Here is a 26,157-nt window from a genome sequence, read left to right as displayed (position 1 = left end):
CTGAAGGAACGTTGAAGACGACGACGTTGATAGGCCGGGTGTGTAAGCGCAGCGATGCGTTGAGCTAACCGGTACTAATGAACCGTGAGGCTTAACCTTACAACGCCGAAGGTGTTTTGGCGGATGAGAGAAGATTTTCAGCCTGATACAGATTAAATCAGAACGCAGAAGCGGTCTGATAAACAGAATTTGCCTGGCGGCCTTAGCGCGGTGGTCCCACCTGACCCCATGCCGAACTCAGAAGTGAAACGCCGTAGCGCCGATGGTAGTGTGGGGTCTCCCCATGCGAGAGTAGGGAACTGCCAGGCATCAAATAAAACGAAAGGCTCAGTCGAAAGACTGGGCCTTTTGTTTTATCTGTTGTTTGTCGGTGAACGCTCTCCCAACCAGGACAAATCCGCCGGGAGCGGATTTGAACGTTGCGAAGCAACGGCCCGGAGGGTGGCGGGCAGGACGCCCGCCATAAACTGCCAGGCATCAAATTAAGCAGAAGGCCATCCTGACGGATGGCCTTTTTGCGCTGGTGAAAAAAAATGCCGGATGCGACGCTGGCGCGTCTTCTCCAGCCTGGGCAGGCACGGCAGGGGCAGCTTATTCCCCCACATACGCCAGATTCAGCAACGGATACGGTTTCCCCAAATCGTCCACCTCAGAGCGTCCCGTAACCTTAAAACCCATCTTCTTATAGAACCCAACAGCCTGCTTATTTTGCTCATTAACATTGGTTGTCAGTTCCGGTGCCATCGAGAGCGCATGTTCCACCAGCATCCGACCCACGCCGCAGCCGCGCACATCAGGATCGATAAACAGCGCATCCATATGCTGCCCACTTAACAACATAAACCCAACCGGCCGATCCCGCTCATTAACCGCGACCCACAACGGTGCTTCCGGCAGAAAGGAACGAACCAACTCTTCCAGCTCGACCCGATACTCTGCTGATAAAAAATCGTGGGTGGCATCGACAGATCGACACCAAATCGCAACGAGTTCCTCCCCTTCCTCATGCCGCGAACGGCGAATACTAATAACCATTTTCTCTCCTTTTCGTCATTCTTATATTCTAACGTAGCCTTTTCCTTGAAACTTTCTCACCTTCAACATGCAGGCTCGACATTGGCAAATTTTCTGGTTATCTTCAGCTATCTGGATGTCTAAACGTATAAGCGTATGTAGTGAGGTAATCAGGTTATGCCGATTCGTGTGCCGGACGAGCTACCCGCCGTCAATTTCTTGCGTGAAGAAAACGTTTTTGTGATGACAACTTCTCGTGCGTCTGGTCAGGAAATTCGTCCACTTAAGGTTCTGATCCTAAACCTGATGCCGAAGAAGATTGAAACTGAAAATCAGTTTCTGCGCCTGCTTTCAAACTCACCTTTGCAGGTCGATATTCAGCTGTTGCGCATCGATTCCCGTGAATCGCGCAACACGCCCGCAGAGCATCTGAATAACTTCTACTGTAACTTTGAAGATATTCAGGAACAAAACTTTGACGGTCTGATAGTTACCGGCGCGCCGCTGGGCCTGGTGGAGTTTAATGATGTCGCTTACTGGCCGCAGATCAAACAGGTGCTGGAGTGGTCGAAAGATCACGTCACCTCGACGCTGTTTGTCTGTTGGGCGGTCCAGGCCGCGCTCAATATCCTCTACGGCATTCCTAAGCAAACCCGCACCGACAAACTCTCTGGCGTTTACGAGCATCATATTCTCCATCCTCATGCGCTTCTGACGCGTGGCTTTGATGATTCATTCCTGGCACCACATTCGCGCTATGCTGACTTTCCGGCAGCGTTGATTCGTGATTATACCGATCTGGAAATTCTGGCAGAGACGGAAGAAGGGGATGCATATCTGTTTGCCAGCAAAGATAAGCGCATTGCCTTTGTGACGGGCCATCCCGAATATGATGCGCAAACGCTGGCGCAGGAATTTTTCCGCGATGTGGAAGCCGGACTGGACCCGGATGTACCGTATAACTATTTTCCGCATAATGATCCGCAAAATACACCGCGAGCGAGCTGGCGTAGTCACGGTAATTTGCTGTTTACCAACTGGCTCAACTATTACGTCTACCAGATCACGCCATACGATCTACGGCACATGAATCCAACGCTGGATTAATCTTCTGTGATAGTCGATCGTTAAGCGATTCAGCACCTTACCTCAGGCACCTTCGGGTGCCTTTTTTATTTCCGAAACGCACCTCAGTAGGTGAATAAATTTTATTCATATTGTTATCAATAAGTTATCAAGTATTTTTAATTAAAATGGAAATTGTTTTTGATTTTGCATTTTAAATGAGTAGTCTTAGTTGTGCTGAACGAAAAGCGCACAACGATCCTTCGTTCACAGTGGGGAAGTTTTCGGATCCATGACGAGGAGCTGCACGATGACTGAACAGGCAACAACAACCGATGAACTGGCTTTCATAAGGCCGTATGGCGAGCAGGAGAAGCAAATTCTTACTGCCGAAGCGGTAGAATTTCTGACTGAGCTGGTGACGCATTTTACGCCACAACGCAATAAACTTCTGGCAGCGCGCATTCAGCAGCAGCAGGATATCGATAACGGAACGTTGCCTGATTTTATTTCGGAAACAGCTTCCATTCGTGATGCTGACTGGAAAATTCGTGGTATTCCCGCGGACTTACAAGATCGTCGGGTAGAGATTACCGGCCCGGTTGAGCGCAAGATGGTGATCAACGCGCTCAACGCCAATGTGAAAGTCTTTATGGCCGATTTCGAAGATTCACTGGCACCAGACTGGAACAAAGTGATCGACGGGCAAATTAACCTGCGTGATGCAGTTAACGGCACCATCAGCTATACCAATGAAGCAGGCAAAATTTATCAGCTCAAGCCCAATCCAGCGGTGTTGATTTGTCGGGTACGCGGTCTGCACTTGCCGGAAAAACATGTCACCTGGCGTGGTGAGGCAATCCCCGGTAGCCTGTTTGATTTTGCGCTCTATTTCTTCCACAACTATCAGGCACTGTTGGCAAAGGGCAGCGGTCCCTATTTCTATCTGCCGAAAACCCAGTCCTGGCAGGAAGCGGCCTGGTGGAGCGAAGTCTTCAGCTATGCAGAAGATCGCTTTAATCTGCCGCGCGGCACCATCAAGGCGACGTTGCTGATTGAAACGCTGCCCGCCGTGTTCCAGATGGACGAAATCCTTCACGCGCTGCGTGACCATATTGTTGGTCTGAACTGCGGTCGTTGGGATTACATCTTCAGTTATATCAAAACGTTGAAAAACTATCCCGATCGCGTCCTGCCAGACAGACAGGCAGTGACGATGGATAAACCATTCCTGAATGCTTATTCACGCCTGTTGATTAAAACCTGCCATAAACGCGGTGCTTTTGCGATGGGCGGTATGGCGGCATTTATTCCGAGCAAAGATGAAGAGCGCAATAACCAGGTGCTCAACAAAGTAAAAGCGGATAAATCGCTGGAAGCTAATAACGGTCACGATGGCACATGGATTGCCCACCCAGGCCTTGCGGATACGGCAATGGCGGTATTCAACGACATTCTCGGCTCCCGTAAAAATCAGCTTGAAGTGATGCGCGAACAAGACGCGCCGATTACTGCCGATCAGCTGCTGGCACCTTGTGATGGTGAACGCACCGAAGAAGGTATGTGCGCCAACATTCGCGTGGCTGTGCAGTACATCGAAGCATGGATCTCTGGCAACGGCTGTGTGCCGATTTATGGCCTGATGGAAGATGCGGCGACGGCTGAAATTTCCCGTACCTCGATCTGGCAGTGGATCCATCATCAAAAAACGTTGAGCAATGGCAAACCGGTGACCAAAGCCTTGTTCCGCCAGATGCTGGGCGAAGAGATGAAAGTCATTGCCAGCGAACTGGGCGAAGAACGTTTCTCCCAGGGGCGTTTTGACGATGCCGCACGCTTGATGGAACAGATCACCACTTCCGATGAGTTAATAGATTTCCTGACCCTGCCAGGCTACCGCCTGTTAGCGTAAACCACCACATAACTATGGAGCATCTGCACATGAAAACCCGTACACAACAAATTGAAGAATTACAGAAAGAGTGGACTCAACCGCGTTGGGAAGGCATTACTCGCCCATACAGCGCGGAAGATGTGGTGAAATTACGCGGTTCAGTCAATCCTGAATGCACGCTGGCGCAACTGGGCGCGGCGAAAATGTGGCGTCTGCTGCACGGCGAGTCGAAAAAAGGCTACATCAACAGCCTCGGTGCACTGACTGGCGGTCAGGCGCTGCAACAGGCGAAAGCGGGTATTGAAGCAGTCTATCTGTCGGGATGGCAGGTAGCGGCGGACGCTAACCTGGCGGCCAGCATGTATCCGGATCAGTCGCTCTATCCGGCAAACTCGGTGCCAGCTGTGGTGGAGCGGATCAACAATACTTTCCGCCGTGCGGATCAGATCCAATGGTCCGCGGGCATTGAGCCGGGCGATCCGCGCTATGTCGATTACTTCCTGCCGATCGTTGCTGATGCGGAAGCCGGTTTTGGCGGTGTCCTGAATGCCTTTGAACTGATGAAAGCGATGATTGAAGCCGGTGCAGCGGCAGTTCACTTCGAAGATCAGCTGGCATCAGTGAAGAAATGCGGTCACATGGGCGGCAAAGTTTTAGTGCCAACTCAGGAAGCTATTCAGAAACTGGTCGCGGCGCGTCTGGCAGCTGACGTGACAGGCGTTCCAACCCTGCTGGTTGCTCGTACCGATGCCGATGCGGCGGATCTGATTACCTCCGATTGCGACCCATATGACAGCGAATTTATTACCGGCGAGCGTACCAGCGAAGGTTTCTTCCGTACTCATGCGGGCATTGAGCAAGCGATCAGCCGTGGCCTGGCGTATGCGCCATATGCTGACCTGGTATGGTGTGAAACTTCCACGCCGGATCTGGAACTGGCGCGTCGCTTTGCACAAGCCATCCACGCGAAATATCCGGGCAAACTGCTGGCTTATAACTGCTCGCCGTCGTTCAACTGGCAGAAAAACCTCGACGACAAAACTATTGCCAGCTTCCAGCAGCAGCTGTCGGATATGGGCTACAAGTTCCAGTTCATCACCCTGGCAGGCATCCACAGCATGTGGTTTAACATGTTCGACCTGGCAAATGCCTATGCCCAGGGCGAAGGCATGAAGCATTACGTTGAGAAAGTGCAGCAGCCGGAATTTGCCGCTGCGAAAGATGGCTATACCTTCGTATCTCACCAGCAGGAAGTGGGTACAGGTTATTTCGATAAAGTGACGACCATTATTCAGGGCGGCACGTCTTCAGTCACCGCGCTGACCGGCTCCACCGAAGAATCGCAGTTCTAACAACCAACGCCCCTTTCCGTAAGGCGAGGGGCGAATTAAGGAGAGGCGATGCCGCGTGGCCTGGAATTACTGATTGCACAAACCATTTTGCAAGGTTTCGACGCTCAGTATGGTCGATTCCTCGAAGTGACTTCCGGGGCGCAGCAGCGTTTCGAACAAGCCGACTGGCACGCCGTCCAGCAGGCGATGAAAAACCGTATCCATCTTTACGATCATCACGTGGGTCTGGTGGTGGAGCAACTGCGCTGCATTACCAACGGCCAAAGCACGGACGCGGCATTTTTACTGCGCGTCAAAGAGCATTACACCCGGCTGTTGCCGGATTACCCGCGCTTCGAGATTGCGGAGAGTTTTTTTAACTCCGTGTACTGTCGGTTATTTGACCACCGCTCGCTTACTCCCGAGCGGCTTTTTATCTTTAGCTCCCAGCCAGAGCGCCGCTTTCGTACCATTCCACGCCCGCTGGCGAAAGACTTTCACCCCGATCACGGCTGGGAATCTCTGCTGATGCGCGTTATCAGCGACCTGCCGTTGCGTCTGCGCTGGCAGAATAAAAGCCGTGACATTCATTACATCGTTCGTCATCTGACGGAAACGCTGGGGACAGACAACCTCGCGGAAAGTCATTTACAGGTGGCGAACGAACTGTTTTACCGCAATAAAGCCGCCTGGCTGGTGGGCAAACTGATCACGCCTTCCGGCACATTGCCATTTTTGCTGCCGATCCACCAGACGGACGACGGCGAACTGTTTATTGATACCTGTCTGACGACGACCGCCGAAGCGAGCATTGTCTTTGGCTTTGCGCGTTCTTATTTTATGGTTTATGCACCGCTGCCCGCAGCGCTGGTCGAGTGGCTACGGGAAATTCTGCCAGGTAAAACCACCGCTGAATTGTATATGGCTATCGGCTGCCAGAAGCACGCCAAAACCGAAAGCTACCGCGAATATCTCGTTTATCTACAGGGCTGTAATGAGCAGTTCATTGAAGCGCCGGGTATTCGTGGCATGGTGATGCTGGTGTTTACGCTGCCGGGCTTTGATCGGGTATTCAAAGTCATCAAAGACAAGTTCGCGCCGCAGAAAGAGATGTCTGCCGCTCACGTTCGTGCCTGCTATCAATTGGTGAAAGAGCACGATCGCGTGGGCCGAATGGCGGACACCCAGGAGTTTGAAAACTTTGTGCTGGAGAAGCGGCATATTTCCCCGGCATTAATGGAATTACTGCTCCAGGAAGCAGCGGAAAAAATCACCGATCTCGGCGAACAAATTGTGATTCGCCATCTTTATATTGAGCGGCGGATGGTGCCGCTCAATATCTGGCTGGAACAAGTGGAAGGTCAGCAGTTGCGCGATGCCATTGAAGAATACGGTAACGCTATTCGCCAGCTTGCCGCTGCTAACATTTTCCCTGGCGACATGCTGTTTAAAAACTTCGGTGTCACCCGTCACGGGCGTGTGGTGTTTTATGATTACGACGAAATTTGCTACATGACGGAAGTGAACTTCCGCGACATCCCGCCGCCGCGCTACCCGGAGGACGAACTTGCCAGCGAACCGTGGTACAGCGTCTCGCCGGGCGATGTTTTCCCGGAAGAGTTTCGCCACTGGCTATGCGCCGCCCCCCGCATTGGGCCACTCTTTGAAGAGATGCACGCCGACCTGTTCCGCGCTGATTACTGGCGCGCACTACAAAACCGTATTCGTGAAGGACATGTGGAAGATGTTTATGCGTATCGGCGCAGGCAAAGATTTAGCGTACGGTATGGGGAGATGCTTTTTTGAGTAAAGCTTCCATATAATTTTTCTCCGCAATGTATCGAGGGTTATCCGTAAAGCCAAAGCTTTCAGCCATCTTATTTATCGTATTAAGGATTAATTCAGCAATAACCCGGTGATCCAATTCAAAAGCCAACTCAAAGGCAGAGTATTTTTGTGGCGCTTTATGTTGCCAAAAATCCATAATATCTTCAGCAGTAAATCCAAACAGGCGTGCATGGTCAGATAAAGCAAGATAAACCGTCTCTACAACGTTTTGTTGTTTATGCTGTATCGCTGAAAACAAACCGGGATATTCATTAGAATTATTTGCCAGGAGGAGGGGCTTCATATTTTTTTTATCGAATTTAAACGTATTAAACAGAGTGGGTAATGCGTTAAAAATAGTCTTAATAACGTTCATATGTCCGCGCTGCATGGCCATAAACAAACCCGTGTCGCGCGCAAGACTTTTAGCGGTCAGAAGATCTACAATATCGGAAGCTGAAATGTTAATTTCCTGGGCCAGACAGGGTAATGCTTCGAGAATAACTTTCACGATATCGCTATGTCCATTTTGCATCGCCAGGTATAGTCCTGGGCAACCATAAAAATCCTTTGCCTTCAGGAGATCGAGTACCTGTTCTTTAGTCAAATGACATGTGCGAATTAACAAAGGTAACGCGTCCAAAACAATTTTCAGCATGTCGGCATCACCATTCGCCATAACATGGTATAAAACATGGCTGGACGTTCTATTTTTGGCACTCAGGAATTTATACACCTGTTCATTATCTAAATGATGTGTTGCGGCCAGTTTAGGTAAGACGTTCAGAATCGAGGTTACAACATTTTTATCCTTACGTGATATCGCTAAAAATAATCCAGAAAAACCATTTTTATCTTTTGCCTCCAGAATATGCATGAGATTTTTTTTCGAGAGTAACCCTTCATATCCTGGCTCTGACAATGAATTGAAAATAGTCTCAACGATATCCGCATTACCATAATTTATAGCCAAATATAAACCGGGGAGGTTAATACTATTATAGGCAGTCAACATTTCTGTTCTATGTAGTTCTGGCATTTTCTGGAGTTGAGTCATCAGTTGCGTAAGTTGATGATTCTGACCAATTGCCATTAGCAAATTCATCGTTGCAGGTGATAATGGAGGGGGTATTTCATCCACAGATCCTTTTAGCATCAATAGCTGTTCTTTCGGAAGTGCTGGAATTATTGCAACAGATTGGTTAATAACATGATCATTTGACCATTTCAGGAGGCTATAATCTACATTCATAAAGTCCATCAGTGAATAGTGTTTAATATCCTCTTTACTTTCGCTCATGATTCTTATTTTATCGTTAGTTACATTTGGATCATAAACCGAAACCACGTAATGGGTACATCCTTCAGTTGTGTTCTTTATTCTTAGCCGGACCGTCAAAGCATGGTTATCCACCAATAATATGGCTGCCATAACACTGATGCCATTTGATTCCATCTTGTCAAAATATGCTTTCATAACTAGCCCGAAATCACCGCAGGCAGCAACGCAACGCCCCTCAGGACGGCTGGAAATCAACGCCAAAGTCTGGTTTTTGCATTTTTTGTTGAAGTGAGTGAGAAATTTTTCAGCTGAAGAGTAATCATCTTGATGGGGTTTGTAATCAACATTCTGATAAATATCATTAATATATTGTGCAGCAATGTGTCGGCATACTATACGGTTTTGGGGTCGCCCCGGAAAATAACATTGACCATTAAGTTTAATTCTTGGAAATTCTTTTTCTTTTCTATCTGATTTTAGATTTAATTTTTGTTTATCAAGAGCGTCTGAGCGTTGAGGTAAAATTTCCATCAGGTATTCTTCAAATATTGGAGCAATGGTTTGAGTGAGTGTCGTGTTTTCATTTTTATTAATTATCGTAATTTCTTTTTTATCAGTCTGTAAGACGGACGTGGAAAACTTAATGACAAAATCCTTGTTACTAAAGATATGACGACCATTTTGTCTACAGTTCTCTGAGAAGCTTTTTAATAGAGGCGTCGCCAGCTCCTTGCCAGAAAATTTATCCTCGAGTTCTTTATAAAACAATTCACTCAGGGTTTGGTGTTCATTTGTCTGGGCTGTATTATTAATATTTGCAGAGAAAGAACTACGAGGAATACGAGTAATCATTTAAATATCTCATTGTTTATTGATGTCTTGAATTTTAACTATCAGAACAGTGAAAAAATTTAATATGATTACAAGTAAAGAAATATCATAAATCGCTCAATCTCATAATGCAGCCGTAAAAGTTTCGGTGGAATGAGATCTTGCGATTTTGTTAATAATTAAGTGGTTTGATGTTTAAAAATAATGCTGAGGTAATAAAAGCGTGTGAAGTGTATGACAATAAGTTATTTTGGCGTCAATGCGATTAACAGACCCCTTATTCTATTGCCAGTCGGGTATGACGGGCAGAATATTGCCTCTGCCCGCCAGAAAAAGTCAGCGCATTCCACCGTACGCCAGCGTCACTTCCTTCGCCGCTTTAATCACCATCGCGCCAAACTCGGTCACGCGGTCATCGGTAATACGTGAAATCGGTCCGGAAATTGAAATTGCGGCAAACGGTTCTCGGTGCTCATCGAAAATACATGCCGCGAGACAACGCAGTCCCAGGGCATGTTCTTCATCATCAAATGAATAACCCCGTTTGCGCGTTTGGGCGAGATCTTCTTTTAAATGCACAGGAGACACCAGCGTCGCGTGGGTATAGGCATGTAAGCCTTTGCGATGCAGTAACTTCGTCACCTGCTCTTCACTTAATTGGGCTAAAAAGGCTTTACCCGCACCGGAAGCATGCATCGGTAATTTACCGCCGATAGGCGCGGACATACGCATCAGGTGAGTACATTGTACCTGATCGATAATAATCGCTTCATGATCGCTTTGATCCAGCACCGCCATATTCACGGTTTCGCCGGACTCTTCCATCAGATTGCGCAGAATAGGATGGACAATGGCTAACAGATTACGACTCTGAAGAAAGCTGCTACCGACCATAAAAGCATGCGCGCCGATCGCCCAGTGTCCAAGTTCGCCAACCTGACGCACAAAGCCCTGCTGTTGCATCGTGGTTAGCAGGCGGTGGGTCGTGGAATTGGGTAACCCGGCTTGTTGCGCCAGCTCCGTGAGTGCCACACTGCCATTGGATTCGGCAATCCACTCCAGTAATTTCAGGCCACGCGTTAAAGACTGAACCTGTCCAGTCGCTGGTGCGGTGGCAACGGCGGGTTTTCTGCCGCGTTTCGCGGGAATGGGTGCGACCATGACAGTCTCCTTTTTCTGTATCGTGGAAATCATTTTCATTTTTATTGTTAGCTAATGCAATAGTTGCTGAACTGATCCGATGAGTTAATGTTGAACAAATCTCATGTTGCGTGGTGGTCGCTTTTACCACAGATGCGTTTATGCCAGTATGGTTTGTTGAATTTTTATTAAATCTGGGTTGAGCGTGTCGGGAGCAAGTGTGAGCAGCAAAGTGGAACAACTGCGTGCGCAGTTAAATGAACGTATTCTGGTGCTGGACGGCGGTATGGGCACCATGATCCAGAGCTATCGACTGAACGAAGCCGATTTTCGTGGTGAACGCTTTGCCGACTGGCCATGCGACCTCAAAGGCAACAACGACCTGCTGGTACTCAGTAAACCGGAAGTGATCGCCGCTATCCACAACGCCTACTTTGAAGCGGGCGCGGATATCATCGAAACCAACACCTTCAACTCCACAACCATTGCGATGGCGGATTACCAGATGGAATCCCTGTCGGCGGAAATCAACTTTGCGGCGGCGAAACTGGCGCGCGCCTGTGCTGATGAGTGGACCGCGCGCACGCCGGAGAAACCGCGCTACGTTGCCGGTGTTCTCGGCCCGACCAACCGCACGGCGTCTATTTCTCCGGACGTCAACGATCCGGCATTCCGCAACATCACTTTTGACCAGCTGGTGGCGGCCTATCGCGAATCCACCAAAGCGCTGGTGGAAGGTGGTGCGGATCTGATCCTGATTGAAACCGTTTTCGACACCCTTAACGCCAAAGCGGCGGTCTTTGCGGTGAAAACGGAGTTTGAAGCGCTGGGCGTTGAGCTGCCGATTATGATCTCCGGCACCATCACCGACGCCTCCGGGCGCACGCTCTCCGGGCAGACCACCGAAGCGTTTTATAACTCTCTGCGCCACGCCGAAGCGCTGACTTTCGGCCTTAACTGTGCGCTGGGGCCAGACGAACTGCGCCAGTACGTGCAGGAATTATCACGGATTGCGGAATGCTACGTCACAGCGCACCCGAACGCCGGGCTACCCAACGCCTTTGGTGAGTACGATCTCGACGCCGACACGATGGCAAAACAGATACGTGAATGGGCGCAAGCGGGCTTTCTCAATATCGTCGGCGGCTGCTGTGGCACCACGCCACAACATATTGCCGCGATGAGTCGTGCAGTAGAAGGATTAGCGCCGCGCAAACTGCCGGAAATCCCCGTAGCCTGCCGTTTGTCCGGCCTGGAGCCGCTGAACATTGGCGAAGATAGCCTGTTTTTGAACGTGGGTGAACGCACCAACGTCACCGGTTCCGCTAAGTTCAAGCGCCTGATCAAAGAAGAGAAATACAGCGAGGCACTGGATGTGGCCCGCCAGCAGGTGGAAAACGGCGCGCAGATTATCGATATCAATATGGATGAAGGGATGCTCGACGCCGAAGCGGCGATGGTGCGTTTTCTCAATCTGATTGCCGGTGAACCGGATATCGCTCGCGTGCCGATTATGATCGATTCCTCAAAATGGGATGTCATTGAAAAAGGTCTGAAGTGTATCCAGGGCAAAGGCATTGTTAACTCTATTTCGATGAAAGAAGGCGTCGACGCCTTTATCCATCACGCGAAGCTGTTGCGTCGCTATGGTGCGGCAGTGGTGGTAATGGCCTTCGACGAACAGGGACAGGCCGATACTCGCGCACGGAAAATCGAGATTTGCCGTCGGGCGTACAAAATCCTCACCGAAGAGGTTGGCTTCCCGCCAGAAGATATCATCTTCGACCCGAACATCTTCGCGGTCGCCACCGGCATTGAAGAGCACAACAACTATGCGCAGGACTTTATCGGCGCATGTGAAGACATCAAACGCGAACTGCCGCACGCGCTGATTTCCGGCGGCGTATCTAACGTTTCTTTCTCATTCCGTGGTAACGATCCGGTGCGCGAAGCCATTCACGCGGTGTTCCTCTACTACGCTATTCGCAATGGCATGGATATGGGGATCGTCAACGCCGGGCAGCTGGCGATTTACGACGACTTGCCCGCTGAACTGCGCGACGCGGTGGAAGATGTGATTCTTAACCGTCGCGACGATGGCACTGAGCGTTTACTGGAGCTTGCCGAGAAATATCGCGGCAGCAAAACCGACGACACCGCCAACGCCCAGCAGGCGGAGTGGCGCTCGTGGGAAGTGAATAAACGTCTGGAATACTCGCTGGTCAAAGGCATTACCGAGTTTATCGAGCAGGATACCGAAGAAGCCCGCCAGCAGGCTACGCGCCCGATTGAAGTGATTGAAGGCCCGTTGATGGACGGCATGAACGTGGTCGGCGATCTGTTCGGCGAAGGCAAAATGTTCCTGCCACAGGTGGTCAAATCGGCGCGCGTGATGAAACAGGCGGTGGCCTATCTCGAACCGTTTATTGAAGCCAGCAAAGAGCAGGGTAAAACCAACGGCAAGATGGTGATCGCCACCGTGAAAGGCGATGTCCACGACATCGGTAAAAATATCGTTGGCGTGGTGCTGCAATGTAACAACTACGAAATTGTCGATCTGGGTGTGATGGTGCCTGCGGAAAAAATTCTCCGTACCGCTAAAGAAGTGAATGCTGATTTGATTGGCCTTTCGGGGCTTATCACGCCGTCGCTGGACGAGATGGTTAACGTGGCGAAAGAGATGGAGCGTCAGGGCTTCACCATTCCGTTACTGATTGGCGGTGCGACCACCTCAAAAGCGCACACGGCGGTGAAAATTGAGCAGAACTACAGCGGCCCGACGGTGTATGTACAGAACGCATCGCGCACCGTTGGCGTGGTGGCGGCGCTGCTTTCCGATACTCAACGTGATGATTTTGTCGCTCGTACCCGCAAGGAGTACGAAACCGTACGTATTCAGCACGGGCGCAAGAAACCGCGCACACCACCGGTCACGCTGGAAGCGGCGCGTGATAACGACTTCGCTTTTGACTGGCAGGCTTATACGCCGCCGGTGGCGCACCGTCTCGGCGTGCAGGAAGTCGAAGCCAGCATCGAAACGCTGCGTAATTACATCGACTGGACACCGTTCTTTATGACCTGGTCGCTGGCCGGGAAGTATCCGCGCATTCTGGAAGATGAAGTGGTGGGCGTTGAGGCGCAGCGGCTGTTTAAAGACGCCAACGACATGCTGGATAAATTAAGCGCCGAAAAAACGCTGAATCCGCGTGGCGTGGTGGGCCTGTTCCCGGCAAACCGTGTGGGCGATGACATTGAAATCTACCGTGACGAAACGCGTACCCATGTGATCAACGTCAGCCACCATCTGCGTCAACAGACCGAAAAAACCGGCTTCGCTAACTACTGTCTCGCTGACTTCGTTGCGCCGAAGCTTTCTGGTAAAGCAGATTACATCGGCGCATTTGCCGTGACTGGCGGGCTGGAAGAGGACGCACTGGCTGATGCCTTTGAAGCGCAGCACGATGATTACAACAAAATCATGGTGAAAGCGCTTGCCGACCGTTTAGCCGAAGCCTTTGCGGAGTATCTCCATGAGCGTGTGCGTAAAGTCTACTGGGGCTATGCGCCGAACGAGAACCTCAGCAACGAAGAGCTGATCCGCGAAAACTACCAGGGCATCCGTCCGGCACCGGGCTATCCGGCCTGCCCGGAACATACGGAAAAAGCCACCATCTGGGAGCTGCTGGAAGTGGAAAAACACACTGGCATGAAACTCACAGAATCTTTCGCCATGTGGCCTGGTGCATCGGTTTCGGGTTGGTACTTCAGCCACCCGGACAGCAAGTATTACGCGGTGGCGCAAATCCAGCGCGATCAGGTTGAAGACTATGCCCGCCGTAAAGGTATGAGCGTCTCTGATGTTGAGCGCTGGCTGGCACCGAATCTGGGGTATGACGCGGACTGATTCACAAATCTGTCACTTTTCCTTACAACAAACAGGGCGCTCAATGAGTGCCCTGTCTCTTTATTAATATGAAACACTTATACTGGAATCAGGCTGGAATAATCTTAGCCGGAAAAACGAAGGTCAAAAGGCACAGTAAAGATGCCAGTCAGCGTGTTTCCGGTCCTTTGGTCATTCAATTGCTTCAGGAACATATAACGATAAGGAGAACCTGAACTCGTGTTAACGCTGCTTCACCTGCTTTCTGCCGTCGCCCTGCTGGTCTGGGGGACTCATATTGTTCGAACCGGCGTAATGCGCGTCTTCGGCGCGCGTTTGCGTACTGTCCTTAGCCGGAGCGTCGAAAAAAAGCCGCTCGCCTTTTGCGCGGGGATCGGCGTTACCGCACTGGTACAGAGCAGTAATGCCACCACCATGCTGGTGACCTCGTTCGTCGCTCAGGATCTGGTAGCCCTCGCACCGGCTCTGGTGATTGTGCTGGGTGCAGATGTCGGGACGGCGCTAATGGCGCGTATTCTCACCTTCGATTTATCCTGGCTGTCACCATTACTTATTTTTATCGGCGTGATTTTTTTCCTCGGACGCAAACAGTCACGCGCCGGGCAACTGGGCCGCGTCGGTATTGGTCTTGGGCTGATTTTGCTGGCGTTGGAGTTGATTGTGCAGGCCGTAACGCCGATCACCCAGGCAAACGGCGTTCAGGTGATCTTTGCCTCGCTGACCGGCGATATTCTGCTGGATGCGCTGATTGGCGCGATGTTCGCCATTATCAGCTACTCCAGCCTTGCTGCTGTACTGCTGACCGCGACTCTGACCGCTGCAGGCATTATCTCCTTCCCCGTGGCGCTCTGTCTGGTGATTGGTGCTAACCTCGGTTCCGGCCTGCTGGCGATGCTCAACAACAGTGCCGCCAATGCCGCAGCCCGCCGTGTCGCGCTGGGTAGTCTGCTGTTTAAGCTGGTGGGTAGCCTGATTATCCTGCCGTTTGTCCATTTGCTGGCAGAGACAATGGGGAAGTTGTCATTGCCAAAAGCGGAACTGGTGATCTATTTCCACGTCTTCTACAACCTTGTACGTTGCCTGGTCATGCTGCCATTTGTTGACCCGATGGCACGGTTTTGCAAAACGATTATTCGCGATGAACCGGAACTGGATACCCAGCTACGGCCTAAACATCTGGATGTCAGCGCGCTGGATACGCCCACGCTTGCTCTGGCGAACGCCGCGCGCGAAACCCTGCGCATTGGCGACGCCATGGAACAGATGATGGAAGGGTTGAATAAAGTGATGCACGGCGAGCCACGGCAGGAGAAAGAGCTGCGCAAGCTGGCGGATGATATCAACGTGCTCTATACCGCGATTAAACTTTATCTGGCGCGAATGCCAAAAGAGGAACTGGCAGAAGAAGAGTCGCGCCGCTGGGCGGAGATCATCGAAATGTCGCTAAACCTTGAACAAGCCTCCGATATCGTCGAGCGCATGGGTAGTGAAATTGCCGACAAATCGCTGGCTGCAAGGCGAGCATTTTCGCTTGATGGCTTGAAGGAACTGGATGCGCTCTATGAGCAATTGCTCAGTAATTTAAAACTGGCAATGTCGGTTTTCTTCTCTGGCGATGTTACCAGCGCCCGTCGTTTGCGCCGCAGCAAACATCGTTTTCGCATTCTTAATCGCCGCTATTCCCACGCTCACGTCGATCGCCTGCATCAGCAAAACGTGCAGAGCATTGAAACCAGTTCGCTACATTTAGGCTTACTGGGAGATATGCAGCGCCTGAACTCGCTGTTTTGTTCAGTCGCTTACAGTGTGCTGGAACAGCCTGATGAAGATGAAGGACGGGACGAGTATTAATACTGCGCCCCTGAAGGCCTGATAAGACGCGTAAAGCGTCGCATCAGGCACTATGTACAAGATGCCGGATCATGCATCCGGCAATTCACTTAAAAACGGTGACCCGCTTCCAGCGGCACCGCTTCTTCACCAGCCTTAAACACATAAGTGGTGTTCGGGCCACCCAGCGTTGCGTGACCTTTACTCACTGTGATCCAGTTACCTTCCGGTAGACCAATAATTGTGAGTTCTGGCGCGACGACCAGCAGTTCGCGAATACGCTGTTCACGGGTTTCACCTTTATGGCCTTCCGGCAGCGCGTTGGTGAAGTGCGGGTTGATTTGCAACGGGAACAGATTCAGCGCATCGAAACCTTGTGGATCGACAATCGGCATATCGTTGGTGGTACGAATGGTTGGGCAAGCAAGGTTAGCGCCTGCGCTCCAGCCAATATACAGCGCGCCACGTTTAACCACGTCAGTAATTGGTGCCAGCAGCCCGCGCTCGCGGCACTGTTTCAGCAACTGGAAAGTATTCCCGCCGCCGACAATCACGATCTCAGCATTTTCAATCGCGGCAACGGGATCGACAACGCTATGAATACCGGTGACAGAAACACCCAGCGGAGCGAGAACCGCAGCCGTTTTCGCTGTGTAATCATCCCAGGTCTGCGTTACGCCAGCGAAAGGGATAAACACCGCTGAACGGCGACCCTGCAACTGTTCAGCAATTAGCGGCAGTGCATGTTCCAGCCAGGCTTTACCCGGCAGCGTCGAGTTACTCAATAAAAGCAGTTCCATTACTTCTCCGGTTAGTAAGAAATCACGGGAGGCATGCTACCACTGCGAATTTAACCACTTACTGACATGGCTCACGATGTCACGTATTGCACCGGGCGCTGAGACTGATGACAAACACAGCATTGCCTGATGCGCTACGCTTACCAGTCCTACCAGATAACTGCAATATATTGAATTTTCGAGATTATGTATGCCGAATAAGGCTTCATTCCGCATCCGGCATAAACAATGTGTACTTTGCCACCAATTTGAGCGCCCCTTAAGGCGCTGATATTTTTTATCCTTCTCATGCAAATTGTGCTGCTTCAGCAATCAGCCGCACATCCGGTCGCGAAGTTGCCGCGGCGACCAGCCAGCGACATGCAGAGTTAAGTAGCGCGATTAATCATGGGAAATTGCCTCTGCATGAGTGAGCAGATATTGCTCCGCCTCACCGGACCAGATCCCCTGATGACGCGCCAGAATTGCCGCCAGTGCTTGATCCTGAATCTGCGTGAGTGACATAAGCGGCAGGTATTTCCCGGTATACACCAGCTTTTTGCCGCCGCCGACGGCAGGCAATTCAAGCGTGGTTTCGCCCGCGGCATTCAGCCCAAGAATATGTGTTACCACTTTTGCGGCCTGCACTTTTTTCTCTTCAATCAATTTGACTGCTGCGCGCATGTCATCGGTATTGCCGCCTGACGTGCCCACGTAGTGGGTAAATGCATAATGCACATCGTAGAAATTAATTGGCGCGCTGAAATGTTTATCCTGCGGTCCGGCGAAGAAATTCAGGCAACCATCTGTCGCCAGCAAGGAAGAGGCGAGAGTCACCAGTCCTTCATTAGGCACAAAGACGAAAATATCATCGAAGCCGTGACCGCCACTCAGTGCCATTAACGTATCAAATGCTGCATCGGCGGCATTGAGATAATGAATCAGTGTTTGCGGTTCTGATGGATAGTGCTTGCGCGCATAACTCAATTTGTCGTTGTCGGTATCGGTAATGACGAGCAGCGACGGGTTAACGGGTCCATGTAGCGCATAATCAATCGCCAACAGTCCCATTGGTCCGGTGCCGCCGAGGATCAGCGTGCGCCCTTGCGGGCGAATCCCCATCGTGTGGTTATAACTACCTTCCTGAAGATGATAGTTGGCGTTGAACGCGCCAATCACGCAGGAAAGCGGTTCAACCAGCGAGCCTTCAAAATAGGTTTCGCCGTCGTATGCCAGCAGGCAATCTTGTTCCATGACCTCGTTGGGAATAACCACATGCGTGGCTTCGCCGCCTACCCACGGGAAGGAGTAGCCGGGGCAGTCCGGGCGGTCGGGGAGTTGCAGGTTGGCCTGAATCACATAACGCTGACCCGGCTGGAATTTGTGCTGCCACTTTTTACCCACGGCCAGAATATCGCCGCAAAACTCGTGGCCGATGATGATGGGGTTGGTCGCCACATCGTCGGGTACTTTTTTATGGTTTTCACCCAGATTGGCCTCTTTCCAGGAAGAGAGGCACAGGCTGTCGGTGACCACCGTCGCGAGGATTTCATCCTCCTGCATTTCAGGAAGATCAAAGGTTTCCAGGCGTAAATCACGTTTACCATAAAGACGCAGAGCTGTTGTTTTCATAAACCACCTCATGTTGAGCGATGGCCCCGGCAGTCGTGCCGGGGCGAAGAATCAGGACAGGAAGCCCAGCGCATTGCCGATAATCCCTAAGCCAAACAGGGCGAAAATCAGCCATACCGGGTTAATTTTTTTGTTGAGCAGACGAACCATCAGTAGCGTCAGACCGAGCGCCAGCAAACCAGGGCAAAGTTGGTCGAGAATGTTCTGCACGGTCATGGTGACGGTGGAGCCATCGGCGGCATGCGTTTGTGAAACCACCAACGGTACGTTGATTGACGTCCATTTGGTGACCAGCACGCCCATCACAAACAGTCCGAGAATCGACGCGCCTTCGGTGAGTTTTTGCAGCACATTCCCGCCCATATCGCTGACGATATTCACCCCTTTGCGAAAGCCGAGTTGTAGGCCATACCACTTCATCGCCAGACGCACCGCGTTGAAAATAAAGAAAAACAGCAGCGGGCCGAGAATGTTGCCCGAAAGTGCCAGAGATGCGCCGAGCGCGGCGGTAATCGGGCGCAGCGTTCCCCAGACCAGTGGATCGCCAACTCCTGCCAATGGTCCCATCAGACCGACTTTGATGCCGTTAATGGTACCGTCATCAATTTCCGCGCCGTTGGCCCGCGCCTCTTCCATGGCGGCAGTGACGCCGATGACCGGGCCACATACGGCTGGCGTGGTATTGAAGAACACCAGGTGTCGCCTGAGCGCCGCAACCTGATCCTCTTTTAATGGGTAAAGTCGCTTGATGGCGGGGATCATGTCGTAGCAAAAACCCAGCCCGTGAATACGTTCAAAGTTAAAGGACGCCTGTTGCAGGTTGGAGCGCAGAAACATGCTTACCAGATCGCTGCGTGTAATTTTTCTCTGTTCCATGATGGCTCCGTTAATCGTCAAGTTGGTCAAGGGCGGTGGAGGTGGTGGCCTGGAGTTGAGGTTCAGCTTTACGCCACTGTGGATTTAGCTGGATGTAGAGCAGGGCCATGATCACGCCGACGCCACCGAACGCCAGCAGACTGAGATCGAGGTAGCCACCTGCGAGGAAACCGAGGAAAAAGAAAGGCATCAAATATTTCACACCCATCATACGTAGCACCATGGCGTAACCGACCACCACGATAAAACCGCCAGCAATCTGTAGTCCTTGGGTCACAAATTCGGGAATGGCGTTTAACATATTGCTGACCATATCGGCGCTGACGAACAGCGAGACAATCAGTGCCGGAATAGCAACGCGCAGCGCCTGCACGCCAAGCGCGGAGACATGCAGAATATCGAGAGTGCGAAACCGCGCCTCTTCCGCTGCTTTATCCGCCGCGTGCTGGAACACTACGGTGATGGTACGGGCAAACACCGTCAGCACCTGGCCTGCCGCAGCCACAGGCAACGCGATGGCGATTCCGGTGGCGATGCTTTGCTGACCAACGATAACCAGAATGGCGGAGATTATGCTGGCGAGTGCAGAATCCGGAGATTGCGCCGCGCCGACGTTCATCCAGCCGAGAGCTATCAATTCCAGCGTACCACCGAGTATTATTCCGGTTTTTAAATCACCGAGAATTAAACCAATCACCGTACAGGCAATTAATGGGCGATGAGTCTGAAATTCATCCAGCACGCTGCCCATTCCGGCAATACAGGAAAAAAGAAATATAGCAATGATTTGTAGGGTACTTATTTCCATGATTTGTCACCTTTTAAGTGTCGTCATCCCTGCCTGTTAAAGCATATGTACACAGGCGCTATTATTTAATTTGCGATTAACTGTTCGTTTATTTTGTCGATAATATTGATTGAGGGATCTGACGCTACGACGCGTAAATCCAGTATGACGCCAAGATTATTTAACTCATGAAACGCGTTAATATCATCATCATCTAATGAAACCGCTTTGGTTAACTGTTTTTTACCGGGCCGCCAGGCCATGCCGCCAATATTCAGGGTGCCTATTTTTACCCCCTGGCGAACCATCGCTAAGGCATCCTGTGGGCGAGTGAAAAGATAAAAAACGGTTTCGTCCTGATATTGCGGGTTGTGATAAACCGCGACGGCTTTTTCAATATTGACCACGTTAACCTTCATTCCCGGTGGCGCAGCCTGACGCAATAATGTCCGGCGAACTTCATCGTTATAAACTTCGTCATTGCAGATAATAATGCGCTGGGCGTTAGCCACTTTAGACCAGACGGTAGTGACCTGGCCGTGGATCAGGCGGTCATCAATGCGGGCGAGCGTAATGTTCATCAGAAATCCTCCTCTGCCGTTGCCACCTGTCTCCAGACGACGCAGGATTGCTTTGTGATTTGCGTCAGGTGTTCACACAGTTCATCAACATTCATGCTGTCCTGGTTATCAACCAGTTCGAGCGCCAGCGGCAGAGAAAGGCCGCTGATTACCCGCAGGCGAGGATTGCGCATCGCAAGCATCGCTGCCGCATTCCACGGGCTGCCGCACTGTAAATCCACGGCGATTAGCCACTCGTCATGATTGTGAATGCTCACTAACTTCTCCAGCTTTGCCACAATGTCTCCGGCGTTCTCGTCGGGTACAAATTCAACGGCTTCAACATTGGCGTTGCCGTAAACCATCTGAACCGATTCCAGCATGGCGCAGGCTAATTTGCCGTGGGCACAAAAAATGGCGTTGACCATAAAGCCTCCTTATCCGCGCGTTTTGCCGCCCGCAATGTTAGTGGTTACTCCGGTGATGTAGCTGGCGCGTTCAGACAGCAGATAACAAACAAAATCAGCGACTTCTGCTAATCTTCCGGCGCGCCCAATAGGAATGGCGTTTTTGGTATAGCCTTCACGCAGCTGCTCGACGGTGATATTGCGCGTCCACGCCAGCGCTTCTTCATATTCCGGCGTGCGCAGTCCTGTTTTTTCCAGAATCCCCGGCGCGATACCGACCACACGGATACCGTGCTTACCCAGCTCTTTCGACCAGGAACGAGTGAAGCTATTGAGCGCAGCTTTAGTGGCGGCGTAGCAGCTCTGGCCTTCTGAGCCTTCCAGCCCACTTTCTGAGGAAACATTCACAATCACGCCATCGTGTTGTTTGACCATCTGTCGCGCCACCGCCTGCGACATCAGAAAAACGCCTTTCTGGTTGATATTGACCATTTTTTCGAATGCAGCTTCGTTGAGTTCATACTGCCCGGCAGGCGCTTTCTCATCGACCAGCAGACGTGGGAAATTGACCCCGGCGTTATTAACCAGACCGTCGATGCGACCAAAACGCTGGATAATTTCTGCTACCGTATGATTTACCTCTTTGGCGCTGGAAATATCGGTCGGCCAAAACTGATAGCCTTTATGACCTTCATATTGTCCATCGCCACCGTGAATATCGACCATCTGTACATTCGCGCCTTGTGCTAATAATTCCTCTACAATCGCCAGACCTATACCGGATGCGCCGCCGGTGACGATAATGATTTTATCCTGCAAATTTAACCACGTTTGCATAACAGACTCCTGTTTTTAGATAATAGGGACCCGCCGTAATTTTTATTACGGTAAACATCGGGAAGATTTTTATTTCAGTAATAGTTCAGCTGTGCTGCTATTCGTTACCAGACAATTAATATATTTTCCACGCAGTGCACCAACAATTCCGCTGTATTTTTCTTCACTCATGGCAATGCCAATGGAATATCGTGCCTGCTTTAATTTATTCATTTCGATAGAGAGTGTTTTTTCGCTCATATTCGTTTCAACCATTGCGCCGTGAATATCAAAAAAGCGCGAGCAAATATCGCCAGCAACCTGGCGGGCATTCAGGTCGTCACTCTCTTCACCACCATAAAACGCATGCCAGTTAGCGCCGTCGCGAATGGCCGGTGAGCCAATTCCCACCAGGGCGACATCCAGATTATCCCAGTAGGCAGAGATGGTTTTAAAGTGCTGAGACTGCATGATCCCATTACGAATTAAGGGGTTATCCAGCAGAGCCGGAAAATCTGCGAGATGCGATTCCCCTTTCAGCTTCGCTGCCGCGCTGTAGGTTAATGTGTTTACGTGATAGCGGCTTTCGAGTTTACCGGACGGTCCGCCAATAATTGGTACGCAGATTAACTGCCGCGATTGCCCCGCCTGCGGCAAGTTTTCAACCAGTGCGCTCACCGCGCGACCCCAGGAAAAACCGACAATATCGCCAGGCTCCAGCAAGCGATCCAGCAGTTGCGCGCCGTGTAACCCCATCATCGCCAGTTGAGTCTCTTCATCCTCATCATTTCCCGACACCACCACAACGTCTTTCAGGCCAAACTTTTGCTTCAGTTGCTGCTCCAGCCAGAGATTTTCGTTGTAGTCATAGTTGATGGCGATGGTGACAATTCCCTGATCGCGGCCTCGTTTAAGCAAGCGGCTGATGGTGGTGCGGTAAATACCCAGTTCGCGCGCGATTTGCACCTGCGTCATATCCTGTTCGTAATAGAGTTGGGCAATCTTCACAATCAAACGGATATCGTCACTGTTTTCCATTGCCGCCTCCTGGTTCTGCACATTTGTGCAAATACGCTTTCTCACCGCTTGATCTGATATAACCCCATCATGATGGCCTTTCAAAGCGATTTTTCACTCTTTGCATGGGGAGAAATAGCGCTTTCTCTTGCACATTTGTTTCTCTGCGTAGTAGTCATCAGCACAGGTGTGCAGCGGTTCGTAATATGTTGATTATCCTTATTTTGCCAGGCAAATTTGCATCGTACTTCCGGAGACACTTTTGTGATAAAAGGCGTGGCAGATCACATTTAATTTCGACGTTGCCGCATAACCCTGTTTTTCCCCGCTAAGAGGTACGGTATATTCCGCGTTTTACAGGAGAATTTATGCTGCCCGACTCATCAGTCCGTTTAAATAAATACATCAGCGAAAGCGGAATTTGCTCACGCCGCGAAGCGGATCGCTATATCGAGCAAGGCAATGTGTTCCTTAATGGCAAGCGAGCCACCATTGGCGATCAGGTGAAACCCGGCGACGTTGTGAAAGTAAACGGTCAGTTGATTGAGCCTCGGGAAGCCGAAGATTTGGTACTTATCGCCCTGAACAAGCCCGTCGGTATTGTCAGCACCACCGAAGATGGCGAGCGCGATAACATTGTCGATTTCGTTAACCACAGCAAACGCGTGTTCCCGATTGGCCGCCTGGATAAAGACTCCCAGGGGCTGATTTTCCTCACCAATCACGGCGATCTGGTGAATAAGATCCTCCGTGCGGGTAACGATCATGAGAAAGAGTATCTGGTGACGGTCGATAAACCGATTACCGATGAATTTATTCGTGGTATGGGGGCGGGAGTGCCGATCCTCGGGACGGTGACGAAAAAGTGTAAAGTCAAAAAAGAAGCGCCGTTTGTCTTCCGCATTACCCTGGTGCAGGGGCTGAACCGTCAGATCCGTCGCATGTGCGAGCACTTTGGTTACGAAGTGAAAAAGCTGGAACGTACGCGCATCATGAACGTTAGTTTAAGCGGCATTCCGCTGGGGGAATGGCGTGATTTAACTGACGATGAGTTAATCGACCTCTTTAAGCTCATTGAAAATTCCTCTTCCGAGGCAAAACCTAAAGCGAAGGCCAAACCGAAAACTGTAGGCATTAAACGTCCAGTCGTTAAGATGGAAAAAACGGCGGAAAAAGGCGGTCGCCCGGCGTCCAACGGTAAGCGTTTTACCTCGCCGGGGCGTAAAAAGAAGGGGCGCTAATCAGCGCCTGCCGCGCGTCGACGTATTTGCTGACCAGCTAAATGACGCTTCAGGATCCGGTTTATAAGCCTGCTTTTTCTTTAACTGGCGGGCTTTTTTCGCTTCAGCCTCACGCTCGACCATTAATTTATCGATGTACTCTTTCTTAATGCTGTTGGTTTCGGAGTTGGTCAGTACGCGACCATGCGCAATCCGCGCCCGATCCAGCAGTGTTTTAAGTTCACGCTGCTCGCGTTCAGTCATCTCTTTTTGGGTAATACGGGGGAGTGCCATGCTGGTGCCCTCAGTGAGCCAGAGAGTTCAGTGTACGGGAATTCGTTTGCGAGCAGAACTGATAATATTCATTTTGCCTTCTCTTAACTATTTATCTCTTTCGATAATTAATTAGAGATGCAGATAAAAAAATTAAAGGCAATTATTCTCCGATAAAGATGTTGGTTAACAGAGTACAGGCTCGTTTATTGATGAGCATAGTGACAAGAAAATCAATACGGCCCGAAATATAGCTTCCAGGCCATACAGTATTTACTCAAACAAATTACTATGCAGTTTTTGCACCACCTGCTCGGCATCTTCGCCGGGCACCAGGAAGCACAGGTTATGGCTGGATGCGCCGTAACAAATCATGCGAATGTTGAACGGTTCCAGTACGCCGAATACCTCTTTGCCAACGCCGCAGGCTTTTGACAGGTCATTGCCAATCAACGCGACCAGCGCCAGACCTTCTTCTACTTCCACCCGGCACAGTGCGGAAAGCTCCATCAGCAGAGATTGCGTCAGCAACGTATCGCCAGTGGAGGTTGAACCGGTGGTATCAAGGGTTAATGCCACGCTCACTTCTGACGTGGTGATTAAGTCTACCGAAATATTATGCCGCGCGAGGATGCCGAAAACTTCCGCGAGGAAGCCGCGAGAATGCAGCATATTCAGGCTGTGCAAAGTGAGCAGAGTCTGATTGCGACGAAGCGCCAGCGCGCGGAACAGCGGCGGATTTTCAGTTTTATTGCACACCAGCGTACCACCTGCGCGTGGGTCTTTGCTGGAGCCGACAAAGACCGGGATATCGCTGCGTACTGCGGGTAGCAACGTTGCCGGATGCAGTACTTTTGCACCAAAAGTTGCCATCTCTGCCGCTTCGGCAAACGCGATTTCATCAATGCGTTTTGCTGCGGAAACTACGCGTGGATCGGTGGTGTAGATGCCCGGGACGTCGGTCCAGATATCAACACGAGATGCGTGTAAAGCCTCCGCCAGCAAGGCTGCCGTATAATCGCTGCCTCCACGGCCAAGCGTCGTTGTACGACCTTTATTTTCGCTACCGATAAATCCCTGGGTGATCACTAAGCCGTCATTGAGGCGTGGGAGCAGCTGCAGCGCGGCCAGTTCCGCCAGCGCGGCTACATCTGGCTCTGCACGACCAAATCGGTCGTTGGTACGCATCACTTTACGTACATCAAACCACTGTGCCTGAACATCGCGTTCGCGCAGGATTTCGACAAACAGCAGGGTCGACATCAGCTCGCCGTGGCTGACCAGCTCATCTGTCAGCGCCGGAGACGTTGCCAGCGCCGCCGCTTCTGCCAGAACAGTAATGTTCTCCAGCAGACGTTCAATCTCTTCACGGATAACGTTCGGGTAACGCAGACGTTCCAGAATGGCAAACTGGATGTTGCGAATAGCGTCGAGTTTTTCGAATCGCTCGCCAGGTTCCAGCCCTTCCGCTAAAGCGACCAGCAGATTAGTGATACCAGCAGAAGCCGAGAGGACTACTAAACGCACGTTGGCATCAGAAAGCACAATATCAGCGCTGCGGTTCATGGCGTCAAAATCAGCTACGCTGGTACCGCCAAATTTGGAGACAACAATTTCAGACATAACTACCTCGTGTCAGGGGATCCATTTTCAGCCTTGGCACAAGGGAAGA

Annotated in this window: 20 protein-coding genes and 2 rRNA genes; 9 read left to right on the top strand and 13 right to left on the bottom strand. The window is 51.0% G+C overall.

The genetic code is table 11. The annotated features are described in order from the left end of the window. Together ACJHYD_RS08730 and rrf are read left to right on the top strand one after the other, a co-directional pair. Positions 1-99 (top strand): 23S ribosomal RNA (locus ACJHYD_RS08730); the annotation flags it as partial. Positions 100-192: 93 nt separating this feature from the next. Then, positions 193-308: ribosomal RNA gene (gene rrf / locus ACJHYD_RS08725) — 5S ribosomal RNA — on the top strand. 283 nt (positions 309-591) lie between these two features. Here the strand turns inward: rrf and ACJHYD_RS08720 are convergent. Continuing rightward, entirely contained in the window at positions 592-1,035 is a 444-nt protein-coding gene (locus ACJHYD_RS08720; protein WP_000237006.1) for an acetyltransferase, read from the bottom strand. Positions 1,036-1,191: 156 nt separating this feature from the next. Here ACJHYD_RS08720 and metA point away from each other — a divergent pair, with 156 nt between their 5' ends. The 4 genes from metA (at position 1,192) to aceK (ending at position 7,110) form a co-directional block, all read left to right on the top strand. After that, positions 1,192-2,121, top strand: coding sequence for a homoserine O-succinyltransferase (gene metA / locus ACJHYD_RS08715; protein WP_001122782.1), 930 nt, complete (start codon positions 1,192-1,194; stop codon positions 2,119-2,121). Positions 2,122-2,389: 268 nt separating this feature from the next. Beyond that, the gene (gene aceB / locus ACJHYD_RS08710) at positions 2,390-3,991 is read left to right on the top strand and encodes a malate synthase A (RefSeq protein ID WP_001550411.1); all 1,602 of its coding nucleotides are present in this window, start codon (positions 2,390-2,392) and stop codon (positions 3,989-3,991) included. A 29-nt stretch (positions 3,992-4,020) separates the two neighbouring features. Then, positions 4,021-5,325, top strand: coding sequence for an isocitrate lyase (aceA, locus tag ACJHYD_RS08705; RefSeq protein ID WP_000857856.1), 1,305 nt, complete (start codon positions 4,021-4,023; stop codon positions 5,323-5,325). A 48-nt stretch (positions 5,326-5,373) separates the two neighbouring features. After that, a complete protein-coding gene (gene aceK, locus ACJHYD_RS08700) occupies positions 5,374-7,110 on the top strand; it encodes a bifunctional isocitrate dehydrogenase kinase/phosphatase (protein ID WP_001550412.1) in 1,737 nt (578 codons plus the stop codon). On the opposite strand, the gene espL4 is transcribed toward aceK, so the two are convergent. Continuing rightward, the gene (gene espL4 / locus ACJHYD_RS08695) at positions 7,079-9,265 is read right to left on the bottom strand and encodes a type III secretion system effector EspL4 (protein ID WP_001550415.1); all 2,187 of its coding nucleotides are present in this window, start codon (positions 9,263-9,265) and stop codon (positions 7,079-7,081) included. The genes aceK and espL4 overlap by 32 nt on opposite strands. 315 nt (positions 9,266-9,580) lie before the next feature. After that, positions 9,581-10,405 (bottom strand): glyoxylate bypass operon transcriptional repressor IclR, encoded by an 825-nt coding sequence (gene iclR, locus ACJHYD_RS08690; protein WP_000226403.1) that lies wholly within the window; start codon positions 10,403-10,405, stop codon positions 9,581-9,583. A 199-nt stretch (positions 10,406-10,604) separates the two neighbouring features. On the opposite strand from iclR, the gene metH reads away from it, so the two are divergent. Next, a complete protein-coding gene (gene metH / locus ACJHYD_RS08685) occupies positions 10,605-14,288 on the top strand; it encodes a methionine synthase (RefSeq protein WP_069903743.1) in 3,684 nt (1,227 codons plus the stop codon). Positions 14,289-14,507: 219 nt separating this feature from the next. Next, the gene (locus tag ACJHYD_RS08680; RefSeq protein ID WP_000956830.1) at positions 14,508-16,139 is read left to right on the top strand and encodes a Na/Pi cotransporter family protein; all 1,632 of its coding nucleotides are present in this window, start codon (positions 14,508-14,510) and stop codon (positions 16,137-16,139) included. A gap of 89 nt (positions 16,140-16,228) precedes the next feature. On the opposite strand, the gene pepE is transcribed toward ACJHYD_RS08680, so the two are convergent. From pepE to ACJHYD_RS08640, 8 genes are all read right to left on the bottom strand, one after another. Continuing rightward, a complete protein-coding gene (pepE, locus tag ACJHYD_RS08675) occupies positions 16,229-16,918 on the bottom strand; it encodes a dipeptidase PepE (RefSeq protein WP_000421763.1) in 690 nt (229 codons plus the stop codon). Positions 16,919-17,299: 381 nt separating this feature from the next. Next, complete coding sequence (sorE, locus tag ACJHYD_RS08670; protein WP_000858557.1) at positions 17,300-18,529, bottom strand: L-sorbose 1-phosphate reductase; 1,230 nt, start codon at positions 18,527-18,529, stop codon at positions 17,300-17,302. Between the two features lie 51 nt (positions 18,530-18,580). Beyond that, positions 18,581-19,405, bottom strand: a complete 825-nt coding sequence (locus ACJHYD_RS08665) for a PTS system mannose/fructose/sorbose family transporter subunit IID (RefSeq protein WP_000437902.1) — start codon at positions 19,403-19,405, stop codon at positions 18,581-18,583. A 10-nt stretch (positions 19,406-19,415) separates the two neighbouring features. After that, the gene (locus tag ACJHYD_RS08660; RefSeq protein ID WP_001550416.1) at positions 19,416-20,213 is read right to left on the bottom strand and encodes a PTS mannose/fructose/sorbose transporter subunit IIC; all 798 of its coding nucleotides are present in this window, start codon (positions 20,211-20,213) and stop codon (positions 19,416-19,418) included. Positions 20,214-20,278: 65 nt separating this feature from the next. Further along, positions 20,279-20,773 (bottom strand): PTS system mannose/fructose/N-acetylgalactosamine-transporter subunit IIB, encoded by a 495-nt coding sequence (locus tag ACJHYD_RS08655; RefSeq protein ID WP_001027853.1) that lies wholly within the window; start codon positions 20,771-20,773, stop codon positions 20,279-20,281. Then, positions 20,773-21,180, bottom strand: a complete 408-nt coding sequence (locus ACJHYD_RS08650) for a mannose/fructose/sorbose PTS transporter subunit IIA (protein WP_410228820.1) — start codon at positions 21,178-21,180, stop codon at positions 20,773-20,775. Before ACJHYD_RS08650 ends, ACJHYD_RS08655 begins: the two co-directional genes overlap by 1 nt. A gap of 9 nt (positions 21,181-21,189) precedes the next feature. Continuing rightward, on the bottom strand, positions 21,190-21,996 hold the full coding sequence (locus tag ACJHYD_RS08645) for an SDR family oxidoreductase (RefSeq protein ID WP_001195423.1): 807 nt from the start codon (positions 21,994-21,996) through the stop codon (positions 21,190-21,192). Positions 21,997-22,065: 69 nt separating this feature from the next. Continuing rightward, on the bottom strand, positions 22,066-23,013 hold the full coding sequence (locus ACJHYD_RS08640; protein WP_001550418.1) for a sugar-binding transcriptional regulator: 948 nt from the start codon (positions 23,011-23,013) through the stop codon (positions 22,066-22,068). Positions 23,014-23,360: 347 nt separating this feature from the next. On the opposite strand from ACJHYD_RS08640, the gene rluF reads away from it, so the two are divergent. Continuing rightward, positions 23,361-24,233, top strand: coding sequence for a 23S rRNA pseudouridine(2604) synthase RluF (rluF, locus tag ACJHYD_RS08635; RefSeq protein ID WP_000936365.1), 873 nt, complete (start codon positions 23,361-23,363; stop codon positions 24,231-24,233). Here the strand turns inward: rluF and ACJHYD_RS08630 are convergent, their stop codons facing one another. Both ACJHYD_RS08630 and lysC read right to left on the bottom strand, forming a co-directional pair. Next, positions 24,234-24,506, bottom strand: coding sequence for a DUF3811 domain-containing protein (locus ACJHYD_RS08630; RefSeq protein ID WP_001207638.1), 273 nt, complete (start codon positions 24,504-24,506; stop codon positions 24,234-24,236). 252 nt (positions 24,507-24,758) lie between these two features. Next, the gene (gene lysC / locus ACJHYD_RS08625; RefSeq protein WP_001290317.1) at positions 24,759-26,108 is read right to left on the bottom strand and encodes a lysine-sensitive aspartokinase 3; all 1,350 of its coding nucleotides are present in this window, start codon (positions 26,106-26,108) and stop codon (positions 24,759-24,761) included. Positions 26,109-26,157 lie beyond the last annotated feature (49 nt).

The sequence above is a fragment of the Escherichia sp. WS1368 genome (assembly GCF_046487485.1).
In the GTDB taxonomy this organism is placed as follows: Bacteria; Pseudomonadota; Gammaproteobacteria; order Enterobacterales; family Enterobacteriaceae; genus Escherichia; species Escherichia coli.
This window is presented reverse-complemented; position numbering and strand designations above follow the sequence as displayed.